The following is a 15,186-nucleotide window of genomic DNA, read 5'->3' as shown; positions in this document are numbered from 1 at the left end:
AGGCCTTTACTGCTCCTTCTAATCACTCTTTCGGAAATGAGGCTCGCATATGGCAAGGATCAGTGCAGCTGTTGGGATTGGACAAAGGAATCTCTATGCTGACGTCGTTACTATTCAAACATTATTGAACAAAAACAGTGTTGTAACGACGCCTTCAAATAAGTTGAATGTTGATGGCATTATTGGCCCCGGTACAATTAATAGAATAAAAGAATTTCAGGATAAAGTTGTGCATATGAAAGATCCGGATGGGATTATTTCTCCTAATGGAATAACTATGCGTAATCTTATCGTCCATTCTTCATTTCACACAAATACGAACCGCTCCACTCGCGCTGTAGTATTTAGTAATGAACAATTAACACAGGCTGCAAAAGAGCTTGGATGTGAAATAGCTGCTATAAAATCTGTCGTTTTGACTGAGACACCTCGTGGCGCTTTTGATGAAAACGGACGCCCGACAATACTATACGAAAGACATTATTTCCATCGCTTAACTAATGGTAAGTATGATAGTGACCCTGAAATTTCTAACAAAAACTCTGGTGGTTACGGTAAATTTAGCGCTCAATATGGCAAGCTTAACAAAGCAATAGCGCTTGATAAGAATGCTGCATTACAATCTGCATCTTGGGGTGCTTTTCAGATTATGGGCGAGAATTATCGTGCTGCAGGCTTTGGAAGTGTTAACGATTTTGTAAAATCAATGGAAACAGTTCAGGGGCAATTAGACGCCTTCGTTAATTTCATCAAAAACACCCCGAATTTACTTCCTGCTCTTCAAAACAAGCAATGGAGCACATTCGCCAGAACCTATAATGGCCCTAAGTACAGACAAAACGACTATGATAATAAACTGGCTAATAATTATCAGATTGCTTTAAAAGGTTGATGGAGAAATTATGCGTTATTTACTGATTGTCTTAACAATGCTGGCATCATGCAATGCGGTTGCAAAAACATATCTCCATCCAATAAAAAGTGCAGTATTTCAGAAGGATTTGTTTAAAAAGTCTACCGATAAAATGATAAGCGGTGGTTCCCCGGTTGATGGACAAAGTTTTGCTTTGATTAGCGATAATAAAACAATTGGTAGTTTTATTTCTGGTCATGGATTTAACGCTCAGGATAATAATGTGTGTTTTATCGGGTGGTCAAAGAAAGAACCACTCATAAGTGAAGTTATCCCTACTATAGGTTTTGACAATTGGGAAGCCGAGACCTGTGCTTCAACCAAGTCGGTTGGTATCATCTCTAAAGATAATGACACTTCGACAAAAATTGCTGTGATTTATGAAGCTTCTTCTCCAAATGCTTCGTCTGATGAATCAATTATTTTTTCAGTTGATAACAAAAGTGGTGATATTACCCTTGATCAGGGACTTACGGAAAAAATTGGTGCGTCTGGAGCTAAAGATATCAAAGAGTTGAAAACGCTTTATTTGAAATCTAAGTAATAAAAATAAGCCGATGGTATCATGTATAAATACCATCGGCTTTCGTTGGTCGTGTTATTTCATGATGTTAAATCTGGTGGTTGTTAAAAAATTTATTGATCTTACAGGATTAACTAAGTTCAATTAAAATATTTTTTTCATTTTTTCATTTTTTCATTTTTTCATTTTTTCATTTTTAGCTGAGCTTTAAATCTTATTTTTTAAGTAACCTTCCTTTACACCTATATCCCGCCTTTCTCCCCGAGAGACGCGCGATATAGATGTCGAACAGCTAACCGCAGGAATCCGTGATGCGCTTTACGATAATAACCGCTAAACCCGGCCATGAACCGCCGCATACAAGTTTTGATTTTCTTCCTCCCGGCGGCACAATTGGTCGAGGCGTGGATAATAATCTGGTACTGCCTGACGACGACCGCACTATTTCCCGCCTGCAGGCTATCGTGCACATCACTGCTGAGGGTGAATGCCGCCTGACTAACCGTGGCAATGTCACGCGCGTGCTGCTGAATGACATCCCGCTTGAACGGGGACGCCAGGTGGAGTTGCAGGATGGGGACGTTCTCGGCATTGACGACTATCGCCTGCTGGTAAACGATCTCAATGGCGAGCAGCAACCGCAACAGCCACCGTTAGCGGCAGCGCCAAAGCCGCAGGCTGTGCCCAATGCGGCCCCTGTTCAGGCTTCGGCCGCCCCGACCGCTGCCAGTACGGCAGCGATTCCAAGCGAGATCTGGGACAGCCTTGCCAAAGAGTTTTCGATTTCTGACGACTTATCGAAGCGTAAAAGCCCGGCGCCAGAAATGCCTGAAGCGAATCCATTAACTTCTACTGCTGCGAACCGTAATCCCGAAGATCCGCTGGCGCAGTTGATCAGCGATAAACCCCTGGATATCGGTCAGCAACCTAAAACAAGCAGCCTGTTTGATGAAGAAGATGCGCTGTTTGCTCAGGAAAGCATTTTTGATGACCGCACACCCAGTACCTTGTCGGCAAAACAAAACGCGCAAGGGCAGCCAAAAATAGAGGAAATGTCCACCGACGTGGACCCGTTAAATCTGTTTGGCAGCCAGGCCACGCCGGACCCGCGCCATCATGACGATCCCCTGGGATTAATGATGAGCGGTGCGGTGCCGCTGGCCCAGCCTGATGTGGTGCTTTCTTCACCTGAGGCTGCGCCCTTGCAGCAGAAAGAGAGCCATCAGTCTGCACCCTTGCAGCAGAAAGAGCCCCATCAAGCGTCGCCATTACAGCAGAAAGAAAATCACCAGCCGATGCCAGATATCCTTGATACGGCACCGGTTGAGTTGGCCGATTTAAGCAGTTCGCCATTGTTTGATCACACGGAAACGCAGGTCACTCACGATCCCGCTTTCGATCCTCAACCGGAGCCTGTCCAGCCTGAAGGTGCACAGAGTCCGATTGATTATGGCGGCATTACCTTACCCACACCGCAGGCGGTGCAGCGCACGCCTTCACCGACGCCAAAAGGGCGGTTGCGTATCGATCCGGTTGCCTCTCACAACAATAGCGGTGGGGCAGAGCAGAGCAGTACCAGCAGCAGTGGCGATGCCTTAAAAGGTGAGTTGCTGGATGCGTTACTGGAAGGTATGGGTTTACAGGACCTGCAACCGACGCCGCAGTTCGACCGTGAGCAGATGCGGCAGTTCGGCCAGATGCTCAGCATGTTCTCGCAGGGAACGGTGGCACTGCTTTCTTCACGGTCAATTTTAAAGCGCGGTGTGAAAGCCGACATGACCGTGATCCTGGATGATGCCAACAACCCGTTCAAGCTCCTGCCGTCGGGTAAGACGGTCCTGATGCAGATGTTTGGTAGCCGTATGCCTGGCTTTATGCCACCACGTCAGGCTGTGCGTGACGCGCTGATCGATCTGCAGGCGCATCAGTTAGGCATGATTGCCGGTATTCGCGCCATCATTGCTTCCATGCTGCAATCCTTCAATCCCGATCAACTTGAAGACGAAGCACGCCAGGCGGGTTCTGTGTCGCGCCTTGGTCTGCCGGGTAGCCGTAAAGCCGCGTTGTGGGAGCATTTTGTCCAGCGCTATGGCGAAACCGCCGGTGAAATTGAAGATGACTTCCATACCTTGTTTGGCGAAGCCTTCTTGCACGCGTACGACATGGAAGTAAATCAGTATAAAGACTCACAAACCCACACGGATGACGCATGAATATCTCTACTGCTTCCACGTCGAATCAGGGCGATCGCGCCAGCAATCAGGATCAAACCGGTGAGAGCATCGGTGAACGTTCAGCCTGCTTTGTGGTGTGTGATGGTGTAGCAGGGTTTCCGGGCGGTGATGTGGCAGCAAAAATTGCACGCAGTAGCCTGATGGAAGCCTTCGATGGGAATGCGCATCTGGATGCGCAAACCATCCGCGATTACGTGAATTATGCCAATGGCGCGATTCGGCAACAGCAAAAAGCAAACAGTCAGCACAGCCGGATGGGGACAACGCTGGTCAGTTTGTTTATCGACAGAGACTATGAACTGGCTTACTGGGCGCATGCAGGTGACAGTCGCCTGTACCTGTTTCGTCGGGGCTATCTCTATCACGTCACCACCGACCACAGCCTGATCCAGCAAATGAAAGATGCCGGGCACCAGACGGAAGGCATTAACAGTAACCTGCTCTATTTTGCGTTAGGCATGGGCGATGAACAGCGGGATGCCAGCTACAGCGATGTGGTGCCTATTGAAGACGGGGATGCTTTCTTGCTGTGCACGGATGGTTTCTGGCATGGCGTCACGCTCGAACAAATGCAGCAGTCATTGCATATGGTGAATACGCCAGAAGAGTGGCTGACCCTGATGCAACAAATTATCAAAAACAGCCAACCGCAGGGTGGTCAGCAGGACAACTTCAGCGCTATGGCTGTGTGGGTAGGTTCACCAGAAGACACCACCTTATTGCACTCGCTGTCTGATGCGGCGCAGTTTTTCCCTCTTCGAGATTGAGAACGCCAACATGAAATATGGATTAGTGGGCCTGACTGCATTGCTGTTGAGTACACATGCCTTTGCAGAGAACTATCGCATTGTGCAGTCGCCAACTCAGAAACTGGATGTCTGGATTGATGATGTAAAAGATAACCAGCTTTCGAGCTGGTGTAAGAGCACGGTCAATCTGCGCATTGTGACGCACGGTGACAAAGAGGCGTCGGTGCTGAATGATTTTCTGCCGCGTGTCGCCGGGTTAATGGCGTCACAATGTAAACCGTTACAGCAGTTGCACTGGCAATTAACCGATACTGACGGCGGCGCGCTGTCTGCGGGTACGGCGGCAAAAAACCAACAGTGGAAACCTGTGGTCACGCCGCCAGCCGCGGTGCAACCGGTTCAGTCTGCGCAGCAGCCGCCCGTACAGCAGCCGCCCGTACAGCAGGCGCCCGTGCAGCAGCCCGTCACCCAGACCGCACCTGCCACCCCAGTGGTACTGAACTCGCCGGCGGCAGATACAACGCCATGGCTTCAGTTCAGCTTGCTGGATGGTTGCCATTTCCGCACCTGGTGGTATCAGCCCGCTCAGTCCAGTGCGCTCTTTGTTCCCGCTAAGCAGGGCGTAACCTGTGGTAAAGATGGCTGGTTAAGCGGACACAGCACGCTAACGCAAATGGGTAAGGACGCGTCTAAATCGGTTTCTGTGAGTTTTCTTCAGGGTTTCCCGGTGTCGGGCCTGAATAATAAGCAGCCGGTTGATGAGCTGACCATCACCACCGTCAACAGTGAGCGCATGGTCCTCAGTGATGAAAAATCACCGGACAGCTGGTTGGTGTTGCCGTTCAATCAACAGTTCAATGGTTGGCAGGCGGTAAATCAGGTTGTCGTTGAGATGCCCGCCAGTGAAGCCGCAGACGAAAACGCCTTGCGTGCCCGCCTGCAGGAAGTCCGTAAAATCTGGTCACCCTGGTTAAGCAGCCCTGCATCAATCAAAGTGCAGTTGGTGGAAAAACTGCATCCGGAACTTAAAGATCCGGCCGCAGCCGTCTATCGCACCATCAACTAAGGCATAAGGAGTTTGAATGGACTCATTACAACAGCGACTGGCTAGCGCTTCTCTGGCTGAAAACCTCTCCAGCATCACTGCGCAAATTCAGGCCAATCCCGCGGATGTCGATTTACGCGCGGCTTTTGTACAGCTGCTGTGCCTTGCCGGTAACTGGAGCCGGGCACAGACGCAGTTAAAATCCTGGCTGGCCATGCTGCCGCAGGCACAGCCGACCGTGACCCTGCTACAACAGGCCATCGAGGGCGAACAGCTACGTGCAGCGGTTTTACGCGGTGACGCTGAGCCGCAACTGCCGGGCAGCGCCTGGCCGTGGTGCGAAGTCTTACTGGCCGCGCTGAAAGCAGACATTGCAGGCGACAAGGCCGCCGGTACGGCACTGCGTGCTCAGGCGCTGGAAAGTGCAGAGGCCAGTGCCGGCACCGCCACGACTCAGGAAGGGGAAAGCCAGTTTGCCTGGATAATGGACGGTGACAGCCGCTTTGGACCGGTCTGTGAAGCCATCGCTAATGGACGTTATTACTGGATTCCGTTCGCTGCCATTCGTGAAATGGAGTTTCAGGCACCGGCGAGCGTCACGGATCTGGTCTGGCGTCACACCCGACTGCAGCTGGTGGATGGCAGTGAACAGATCTGCCAGATTCCGGTACGTTATCCTTTACAGGACAAGGCAGACGAACGTTTCCTGCGCGCCAGCGTCACCGAGTGGCAGGCTTCAGACAGCGAAGACGGTCAGTTTATCGGACACGGGCAAAAGATGTGGCTCAGTGATGACGCTGACTATCCTGTACTGACACTGCAACAGCTTATTTTCAACGAAACTGAGTTAGCTCATGAGTCGTAATGACAATTCGTCCGGAGACGGCTATTCGCAGCTGCATGGCGGTTATCGTGCGCGCAAAAATCGCGACACGCTAACGGCGCGCGACAAACTTCAGTCCTCCTTGCTGGATCGACTGACGGATGACGCGCCAGACAAAACCAACGAGTCCGGCAACAGTTCCATTATTACTCACAGTACGCTGCGGCGTAATGTTCTGCGCGATCTCCAGTGGTTATTCAACACCATTAATAACGAGGCGCAGCACGATCTCACCGGTTTGACTGAGGTACAGCGTTCTGTCCTGAACTTTGGCGTGGCGCCGCTGGCGGGACAAAATATTTCGGATATTGAATGGCAGGATATGCAACGCAAAATGACCGATGCCATTCTGCATTTTGAGCCACGTATTTTACCCCAGGGCTTGCAGGTCCGCTGTGTAAGCGACCTGACCTCCCTGAGTCTGCACAACGTGTTATCGATTGAGATTAAAGGCCGGTTATGGTGCGTGCCGTACCCGCTGGAGTTTCTGTTCCGCACTCAGGTTGATTTAGAGAGCGGCCATTTTGAACTACAGGATGCAGGTTAATCATGGACAGCAAGCTGCTCGATTACTACAACCGTGAACTGGCCTATCTGCGCGAGATGGGCGCGGAGTTTGCTGCCCAGTATCCCAAGGTCGCCGGGCGGCTTGGCATGCGCGGTATTGACGTTGCCGATCCTTATGTCGAAAGGTTGATGGAAGGCTTTGCCTTTCTGACGTCGCGCGTGCAGTTAAAGATGGATGCCGAGTTTCCACGGTTTTCCCAGCGGATGCTGGAAATGGTGGCACCGGGCTATCTTTCACCGACACCCTCAATGGCGATAGCACAGCTCACACCGGACAGCCGTAAAGGTGATATCAGCAACGGTTTCTTAGTGCCGCGCGGCACGATGATGGAAAGCCAGAACCTGAAAAAAACCGGGGTTACCTGTAGCTACACCACCGCACACGATGTCATGCTCCAGCCCCTGCGTATCAGCGATGTGTCGTTAGGCGGCGTGCCGGCAGACATCCCTTTAGGCGAACTGAAAGCGGTCGGATCGACAGCAGCTTCCAGCGCACTCCGTATCCGCATCACCTGCGAAGGCATTTCCTCGCTGAGCCAGATGAGCCTGGATGACATCATGTTCTTCCTGAGCGGACCCGATATTCAGGCGCTGAAACTGATGGAGCTGCTGATGCAGCACCGTGTTGGCATCATCCTGCAGTCCGTGGAAGCAAAACCGCAACGTCAGTTTTTGCCCGATGATGCCCTGCAACAGGAAGGCTTCGCACCCGAACAGGCATTGTTACCGGACGATCTGCGCAATTTCGACGGTTATCGCCTGTTGCAGGAATATTTCGCCTTTCCGGCTCGTTTCCAGTTTGTCAGTCTGCGCCAGCTGGCGCCTTTCCTGCGCCGCTGCGACACCACACAGTCTTTCGATATCGTCATCTTGCTGGATAAAGCCGATGCGGCACTGGAAAGCGTGGTAGACAGCGCGCACCTTGCCCTGCACTGCACACCGGTCATTAACCTGTTCCCCAAAACGGCCGAACGGCTTAAGGTCAGTGACAGCCAGCATGAATACCATCTGGTGGTCGATAACATTCGCCCGCTGGACTACGAGATACATTCGGTGAAGCGCTTATTTGCCTCAGTGGAAGGGCAGCGCGAGGAGCAGATCTTCCGGCCATTCTGGAGCACGTTCAGCCATGATGGCGGAGATTATGGCGCTTACTTCTCACTGCGTCGTGAGCAGCGCACATTATCTGAGCACGCCATGCGTTATGGCACTCGCACAGGCTATATCGGTTCTGAAGTGTTTCTCTCGTTGGTCGATCAAAACCATACGCCATGGAACAGTGACATCCGCTATTTGTCGGCTGAAGTCATGTGTACCAGCCGTGATCTGCCGTTGATGCTGTTGCAGCAGGAGCAGGGAAACTTTGTTATGCCGGACTCCATCCCGGTCGGGCAGCTTAAATTGTGCAAAGGCCCGACACCGCCGCGCCCGGCGCTGGCCGAAGGGCTGTCAGCATGGCGACTGGTTAGCCACCTGCAGATGAACTATCTGAGCCTGATGGACAGCAGTGATGGCGAAGGCGCGGCTGCACTGCGCCAGATGCTGAGTTTATATGCCAGCCTGGCGGAAACGCCGTTAACCCGGCAGATTGACGGTATACGTCACTGCAACCTCAAAGCCGTTCACCGCCGGGTGCCTGAACCGGGGCCGGTGGTGTTTGCGCGCGGCGTCAGTATTGCGCTTGAAGTCGATGAGCAGGCGTTTTCAGGTGCCAGCCCGTGGCTGTTTGGCAGCGTGCTGGAGCGGGTCTTTTCTCGCCTTGTCGCGCTAAACAGCTTTACCGAATTCACCCTGAGCAGCCAACAGCGCGGCGAAGTGGGCTACTGGCCACCGCGCATGGGTAAAAAGGCCCTGCTATGAGTGAGACGGCGCACGTTATTCCTTTACAGCGGGCCGTTCGCCTGCCTGATGGCTTTTGGCAGGCGGTCATGGCCGCGCCCTGGCGCTATGACCTGTTTCAGCTGTTACGCAAGCTGGATGCTCAGAGTGGGCAGCGTTATGCCTTAGGTAAAGCGCCACTGCCCAAATTTGAAGCCGTGCGTATTGGACAAAAGCCATCCCTGGCCTTTGCACCGTCGACTGTGTCACAGGTTAAAGCCCGTGAGCAGGACGAACGCTACGACGTCTCCATTTACAGCTTTGGGTTGTTTGGTCCTAACGGCCCTTTGCCCACGCACCTGACGGAATATGTACGCGGACGCATCGATCACCATCAGGATCACAGCCTGAGCGCCTTCGCCGATCTGTTTCACCATCGTGCCACGCTACTGTTTTACCGGGCCTGGGCGAATTCACAGCCCACCAGTTCTCTGGATCGCCGCGACGATCGCCGCTTCCAGGATTATCTGGCCTGCGTGGCGGGCATTGGTTTACCTGCTCAGCAGCAGGCCAGTTCGCTGAGTTTGCATGCCCGTCTTATGCTGTCAGGCCATCTCAGTCGCCATGGTCACGATGCGGAAGGACTGGTTCGCATTCTGCGTCATTACTTTGCCGTGCCGGTTATGCTGCAACAGAACGTGCCGCAGTGGTTATCACTGGACAGCCGCGATCAGGCCCGGCTGTCTGCCGGACGCCATATGCCGCGCCTTGGCGAATCTGCCTTTCTCGGTGTGGCTGTGCGTGATGTGCAACATCGTTTTCGTCTGCGTATCGGCCCACTCAGCGCCGAGCAATATGAACGCTTTTTACCCCACGCACAGGGCTCGCGAGAAGTGTGTGACTGGGTACGTCACTATCTGGGCATTGAGATGCAGTGGGATCTCAGCCTGATTCTGGCGGCCGAAGCCGTTAAGGGAATCACCCTTGGCGGTACGGCCCGGCTGGGCTACACCAGTTGGCTTGGACAGCAACCGCAGCCCGTTGATCGTGAAGATTTTGCCTTTGAGGTTGAGGCGATGCCGTCATAGCCCAACCGCTTTCCCCGATAGTTAGCCCGCTTCTTTCAATAAAGAGAACCGATATGTCAGAGATCAGCCGTGCCGTGCTATTCGGCAAACTGGATACGCTGTTATTTACCTCGCTTGAGAGTGCGACCGCCTTTTGTAAACTGCGTGGCAATCCCTACGTCGAGTTGGTGCACTGGCTGCATCAGCTTATGCAGCAGCAGGATGGCGATCTTCAGCAGGTGATTAAGCATTTTTCACTGGATGAAAACGCGCTGACGCGGGATATCGTCGCTGCACTGGACCGCCTGCCGCGCGGCGCTGGGGCAGTATCCGATCTCGCAGAACACATCGATAGCGCCGTTGAGCGCGCCTGGGTTTATGCCTCACTGAAGTACGGTGCCACCCGCATTCGTGGCGGTCATCTGCTGATTGGAATGTTAAAAACCTTTACGCTTGCCAGCGTTCTGAAGGGCATTTCAGCGCAGTTTTCACGCGTGAATGCCGATGCCTTGCTGGAGCAGTTTGATACCTTGCTGGCTAACAGCAAGGAAGTTCAGCAGGCGCTGGTGCAGCCAGCCGGTGAGGCCGCCGCGCCCCCTGCGGCGGGCGACAGCACCTTAGCGCAGTATGCGCAAGACCTGACCGCCCGTGCGCGTGACGGAAAAATCGATCCGGTCGCGGGCCGCGATGAAGAGATCCGCCAGATGGTGGATATCCTGATGCGCCGTCGCCAGAACAACCCCTTGCTGACTGGCGAAGCCGGTGTTGGTAAAACGGCGGTGGTGGAAGGCCTGGCGCTGCGCATTGCCGCCGGCGATGTCCCTGCACCGCTGCGCGACGTACAGTTGTGGCTGCTGGATATTGGTATGTTGCAGGCCGGTGCCGGAATGAAAGGCGAGTTCGAAGCGCGTTTACAGGCCCTGATTAATGAAGTGCAGTCCAGCCCGACGCCGATTGTGTTGTTTATCGATGAAATTCACACGTTGGTCGGGGCAGGTGGTCAGCAGGGCACAGGCGATGCCGCCAACCTGTTAAAACCGGCGCTGGCACGTGGCCAGTTGCGCACCATCGGCGCGACGACCTGGGCAGAATACAAAAAATACATCGAAAAAGATCCGGCGCTGACCCGACGTTTTCAGACCGTGCAGGTGCAGGAGCCGGATGAAGCGAAAGCGATCCTGATGCTGCGCAGCACCGTCAGCGCGCTGGAAAAACACCATAAGATACTGTTGCTGGATGAGGCGGTGAGCGCCGCCGTGAAGCTGTCTCACCGTTATATTCCCGCTCGCCAGCTACCGGATAAAGCCGTAGCGTTACTGGATACCGCCTGTGCGCGCGTTGCCGTCAGCCAGGGGGCACAGCCTGCCGCGCTGGAAGATTGCCTGCACCGTCTGGCTGCGTTGGAAATCGAAGCGGAAATCGCCGAACGCGAAACCAAAGTGGGGCTGGGTGATGAAACGCGTCAGGCCAGTATTGCCGCACAGCGCACTGCACTGGAAGCGGAGCGCGATGCGCTGGACGCGCGCTGGCAGCAGGAGCGTGAATTAGTCGAACAGCTGATTGCCCTGCGCGCACGTTGCGTCACGGAAGGGGAAACCTCCCTGCGTGAGCAGCTCGACGAGACCCGACAGAAACTGCACGCGGTGCAGGGTGAAGCGCCGTTACTGTTTGCCGCCGTTGACGCCAGCGTGGTTGCTGCGGTGGTCTCTGACTGGACCGGTATCCCGCTGGGCCGTATGGTGAAAAATGAAATTGACGCCGTGCTTAACCTGGCGGACACGCTGAACCAGCGCGTTATCGGTCAGCGGCATGGCCTGGATCTGATTGCCAAACGCGTACGTACCTCGCGCGCCCGCCTGGACAATCCCAATAAACCTGTCGGTGTCTTTATGCTCTGTGGTCCGTCGGGCGTGGGGAAAACCGAGACCGCGCTGGCGCTGGCTGAGTCACTCTACGGTGGTGAGCAAAACATCATCACCATCAATATGAGCGAATTCCAGGAAGCGCACACCGTTTCAACCCTGAAAGGCGCACCTCCGGGTTATGTCGGTTATGGTGAAGGTGGGGTGCTGACGGAGGCCGTTCGTCGTCGTCCTTACAGCGTCGTGTTGCTGGATGAGATTGAGAAAGCGCATCCAGACGTGCATGAGCTGTTCTTCCAGGTGTTCGATAAGGGCTGGATGGAAGACGGTGAAGGCCGCCATATCGATTTCCGCAATACCATTATCATCCTTACCTCTAACGTAGGAACGCAACTGATCAGTGCGCTCTGTGCCGACCCGGAACTGATGCCCGATCCTGATGCGCTCAGCACCGCCCTGCGTAAACCCTTACTTGAGGTGTTCCCGCCTGCACTGTTAGGCCGTTTGCTGGTGGTGCCTTACTATCCATTAAGCGATGAGATGCTGGCAGAGATTGTTAAGCTGCAACTAGGGCGCATTGTCCGTCGTCTGGAAGAGAACCACGGTATTGAAGCCATTATTGACGATTCGGTGGTCAGCCAGATCGTGCAGCGTTGTACGGAAGTCGAGTCTGGCGGTCGCATGGTCGATGCCATCCTGACAAATACCCTGTTGCCGCAGATGAGCCAGATACTGCTCAGCGCCCATGCCCGTGATGAACGTTATCGTCGCGTGCGGGTCAGCTGTGATCAGGGCGAGTTTGTTTGCCAGTTTGCTGTCTAAAGCCGTTTGTTATCAGAGAGCTTTCGAATATGTCGGAAAATGATAATCACCAGAATGTACCCAATGCACTTCCGATTGGTTACCGGTTCAATGAATTTGAAATAAAAGATGTCATCGGTGGCGGCGGTTTCGGCATTGTCTATCGTGCCTGGGACCACCAGCTGGAGCGCGATATCGCCATTAAAGAGTTTATGCCTGCGTCGCTGGCCGTGCGCAGCGATGACCTGAACCTGGTATTGCGAAGTGAACGCTTCAGTAAAACCTTCCATGCGGGCCTGAACAGCTTTATTCAGGAAGCGCGTCTGCTGGCCCGTTTTAATCATCCCAACCTGCTACACGTTCTGCGCTTTTGGGTGCAAAACGACACGGCCTATATGGGCACGGTGTTCTACAGTGGCACGACGCTGTCTAACATGCGTGAACGAAATCCTCATCTGATTGATGAAAACTGGATTCGTCGCCTGCTGCCACCGCTGTTGGGTGCCATCAAGACGATCCATGATGCGGGCTATCTGCATCGTGATATCTCGCTGGATAATATTCAAATCCAGAGCAACGGTGAGCCGGTATTACTGGACTTTGGTTCGGCACGTAAAACCATCGGTAATCTTTCTGATGAAAGTGAAACCATGCTGCGTCCGGGTTATGCGCCCATAGAACAATACAGCGATAACGATGAAAGCGAGCAGGGCGCGTGGACCGATATTTACGCCCTGGGCGCTGTACTGCACACATTAATCACTGGCGCACCGCCGCCCGTCAGTGTGGTGCGCAGTATTGAAGATAACTATCAACCTCTGGTGCAACGTGCGCCGGCTGGTTACAGCCAGACCTTGCTGGCCGCAGTTGATCGCGCGCTGGCGCTGAAACCGGAAGATCGTCCGCAGAGCATTGACGCTTTCGCGGCTTCAATGGTGCTGCCAGAAAAAGCACCTGAACCGCTGCCTGAAGTTAAGTACAGCGGGCCGGGCACCATGCTGGTACCGGTTCAGGAAGAGCAAGAGGATGAGGCAGCGGCTGCACCTGCTACGCCGCTGAAAAAACTGATGCGTAACCGCTTTGCACTGCCTGGCCTGGTCGCGGCGGGCGTGTTGGTGGGGGTTTGCGTCGGTCTGATGATGGCGAGTGGCGATAAAGAGGCTGCTGAGCCTGCGACCGTTGCGCAGACAGAGACCGCGCCAGCAACGCCGGTGGCCTCTCAGCCTCCGGTCGAACAACCGGCAGCAACGCCAGCGCAAACCCAGACCGCACAGGCCGAACCGGAAAAACCGCAGGAACCGGTTGCGCCACCGCCTGAACCCGTGGCGCAGGTTTATATTAAGCTCCAGCCTGGCGAGCGTGTTGAGGTGAATGGTAAACCGCAGGCGGTTGTTCCGGCAGCCAACGGTTTTGCGGCACTGCAGCTGGCACCCGGCAATTACACGTTTTCTGTGACAGGCCAGCGTGGCGAACGCGAACAAACGTTGACCATTAATCAGGAAGGCGTTTGGTTACTTGATCCCCATAGTTAACAGGTATGTCTATGTCCTCACGTATAACTGTACAACTTCCCGCGGAAGGGCTGCTGTTCCGCCGTCTGAGCGGCAGTGAAGCGCTGTCCCAGTCGTTTGTGCTGGAGACGGAACTGCTCTCCACCGACGCGCGCATTGATCGCAAGTCGCTGCTGGGCAAGCCGGTCACGTTCACGCTGCCGACGGACGGCCTGATGAGCGCGGTGAACCCGCGCTACATCAACGGCAAAATCACCCGGATAGGCGTGCGCAGCGAGGAGCTGGGCGGCGTGCGTTATGCGGTGTACGGGCTGACGGTGGAGTCGGATCTGTGGCCGATGAAGCGCGACCGCAACCTGCGCATCTTCCAGAGCCAGACGGTGCCGCAGATTGTGCAGACGCTGCTGAAGGAGTACGGGGTAAACGTGGAGACGCGGCTGGCGGGAAGCTACCGGGTGTGGGAATACTGCGTGCAGTATCAGGAGAGCAGCTTCGACTTTATCAGCCGGCTGATGGAGCTGGAGGGGATGTACTACTTCTTCCGTCACGAGGCGGACAAGCACACGCTGGTGCTGTGCGACGCGCCGGACCAGCATCAGGCGTTCCCGGGCTACGAAACGATAGCCTACCACGTGACGCCGTCGGGCGGCAGCGTGACGGAAGAGGGCGTGAGCCAGTGGGCGCTGTCGGAAAGCGTGACGCCGGGGATGTACAGCACGGACGACTACGACTTCCGCAAGCCGAACGCGTGGATGCTGCAGGCGCGGCAGAACCCGGTGTCGCCGACCCCGGGTTCGGTGGACGTGTACGACTGGCCGGGTCGCTTCGTGGAGCACGGTCACGGCGAATACTACGCGCGCATCCGCCAGGAGGTGTGGCAGGTGGAGCACCACATGGTGAGCGGGAGCGGCACGGCGACGGGCATCGCGCCGGGGTACACTTTTTCGCTGCTGAACGCGCCGCACTTCAGCGACAACGGCAAATACCTGGTGACGTCGGCGCACTACGACTTTGAAGAGAACAGCTACGCCAGCGGCGACGTGGGCGCCACGCGGCACAACATCGACTTCACGGTGCTGCCGGCGGCGGTGACGTACCGTGCGAAGCCGGACACGCCGTGGCCGAAGACGCACGGCCCGCAGACGGCGAAGGTGGTGGGGCCGAAAGGCGAGAGCATCTGGACGGACAAATACGGCCGGGTGAAGGTGAAGTT

General features: G+C 54.7%; 12 protein-coding genes. All 12 read left to right on the top strand.

Features of this window, described 5'->3' with window-relative positions:
• The first annotated feature begins 49 nt into the window (after positions 1-49).
• The gene (locus CMR03_RS03020; RefSeq protein WP_096010736.1) at positions 50-892 is read left to right on the top strand and encodes an N-acetylmuramidase domain-containing protein; all 843 of its coding nucleotides are present in this window, start codon (positions 50-52) and stop codon (positions 890-892) included.
• 10 nt (positions 893-902) lie between these two features.
• Positions 903-1,457, top strand: coding sequence for a hypothetical protein (locus CMR03_RS03015; protein WP_096010735.1), 555 nt, complete (start codon positions 903-905; stop codon positions 1,455-1,457).
• Positions 1,458-1,747: 290 nt separating this feature from the next.
• Entirely contained in the window at positions 1,748-3,649 is a 1,902-nt protein-coding gene (gene tagH, locus CMR03_RS03010; RefSeq protein ID WP_096010734.1) for a type VI secretion system-associated FHA domain protein TagH, read from the top strand.
• Complete coding sequence (locus tag CMR03_RS03005) at positions 3,646-4,437, top strand: PP2C family protein-serine/threonine phosphatase (RefSeq protein ID WP_013026239.1); 792 nt, start codon at positions 3,646-3,648, stop codon at positions 4,435-4,437. The genes tagH and CMR03_RS03005 overlap by 4 nt, the downstream gene beginning before the upstream one ends.
• A 10-nt stretch (positions 4,438-4,447) precedes the next feature.
• Complete coding sequence (locus tag CMR03_RS03000) at positions 4,448-5,485, top strand: hypothetical protein (RefSeq protein ID WP_244181325.1); 1,038 nt, start codon at positions 4,448-4,450, stop codon at positions 5,483-5,485.
• Between the two features lie 16 nt (positions 5,486-5,501).
• The gene (locus CMR03_RS02995) at positions 5,502-6,329 is read left to right on the top strand and encodes a type VI secretion system accessory protein TagJ (RefSeq protein ID WP_096010732.1); all 828 of its coding nucleotides are present in this window, start codon (positions 5,502-5,504) and stop codon (positions 6,327-6,329) included.
• Positions 6,319-6,894 (top strand): type VI secretion system baseplate subunit TssE, encoded by a 576-nt coding sequence (gene tssE, locus CMR03_RS02990; protein ID WP_063880049.1) that lies wholly within the window; start codon positions 6,319-6,321, stop codon positions 6,892-6,894. The genes CMR03_RS02995 and tssE overlap by 11 nt, the downstream gene beginning before the upstream one ends.
• Positions 6,895-6,896: 2 nt before the next feature.
• Positions 6,897-8,774, top strand: coding sequence for a type VI secretion system baseplate subunit TssF (tssF, locus tag CMR03_RS02985; RefSeq protein WP_063880048.1), 1,878 nt, complete (start codon positions 6,897-6,899; stop codon positions 8,772-8,774).
• Positions 8,771-9,820 (top strand): type VI secretion system baseplate subunit TssG, encoded by a 1,050-nt coding sequence (gene tssG / locus CMR03_RS02980; protein WP_096010731.1) that lies wholly within the window; start codon positions 8,771-8,773, stop codon positions 9,818-9,820. Before tssF ends, tssG begins: the two co-directional genes overlap by 4 nt.
• A gap of 53 nt (positions 9,821-9,873) precedes the next feature.
• Entirely contained in the window at positions 9,874-12,483 is a 2,610-nt protein-coding gene (tssH, locus tag CMR03_RS02975; protein ID WP_063880046.1) for a type VI secretion system ATPase TssH, read from the top strand.
• Positions 12,484-12,512: 29 nt separating this feature from the next.
• Positions 12,513-13,994: a serine/threonine protein kinase gene (locus CMR03_RS02970; RefSeq protein ID WP_096010730.1), complete on the top strand. Its 1,482-nt coding sequence runs from the start codon at positions 12,513-12,515 to the stop codon at positions 13,992-13,994.
• Between the two features lie 11 nt (positions 13,995-14,005).
• Positions 14,006-15,186: type VI secretion system Vgr family protein (locus tag CMR03_RS02965; RefSeq protein ID WP_141248548.1), on the top strand; the 1,181-nt coding region annotated here is incomplete at its 3' end.

This window comes from Pantoea allii (genome assembly GCF_002307475.1).
In the GTDB taxonomy this organism is placed as follows: Bacteria; Pseudomonadota; Gammaproteobacteria; order Enterobacterales; family Enterobacteriaceae; genus Pantoea; species Pantoea allii.
The sequence above is the reverse complement of the archived record's forward strand: the minus strand, read 5'-3'. Positions and strand labels throughout refer to the sequence as shown.

Bases quoted from the DNA above. Each gene is read 5' to 3' on its own strand.
- CMR03_RS03020 (WP_096010736.1), top strand. From the start codon at position 50: ATGGCAAGGATCAGTGCAGCTGTTGGGATTGGACAAAGGAATCTCTAT.
- CMR03_RS03015 (WP_096010735.1), top strand. From the start codon at position 903: ATGCGTTATTTACTGATTGTCTTAACAATGCTGGCATCATGCAATGCG.
- tagH (WP_096010734.1), top strand. From the start codon at position 1,748: ATGCGCTTTACGATAATAACCGCTAAACCCGGCCATGAACCGCCGCAT.
- CMR03_RS03005 (WP_013026239.1), top strand. From the start codon at position 3,646: ATGAATATCTCTACTGCTTCCACGTCGAATCAGGGCGATCGCGCCAGC.
- CMR03_RS03000 (WP_244181325.1), top strand. From the start codon at position 4,448: ATGAAATATGGATTAGTGGGCCTGACTGCATTGCTGTTGAGTACACAT.
- CMR03_RS02995 (WP_096010732.1), top strand. From the start codon at position 5,502: ATGGACTCATTACAACAGCGACTGGCTAGCGCTTCTCTGGCTGAAAAC.
- tssE (WP_063880049.1), top strand. From the start codon at position 6,319: ATGAGTCGTAATGACAATTCGTCCGGAGACGGCTATTCGCAGCTGCAT.
- tssF (WP_063880048.1), top strand. From the start codon at position 6,897: ATGGACAGCAAGCTGCTCGATTACTACAACCGTGAACTGGCCTATCTG.
- tssG (WP_096010731.1), top strand. From the start codon at position 8,771: ATGAGTGAGACGGCGCACGTTATTCCTTTACAGCGGGCCGTTCGCCTG.
- tssH (WP_063880046.1), top strand. From the start codon at position 9,874: ATGTCAGAGATCAGCCGTGCCGTGCTATTCGGCAAACTGGATACGCTG.
- CMR03_RS02970 (WP_096010730.1), top strand. From the start codon at position 12,513: ATGTCGGAAAATGATAATCACCAGAATGTACCCAATGCACTTCCGATT.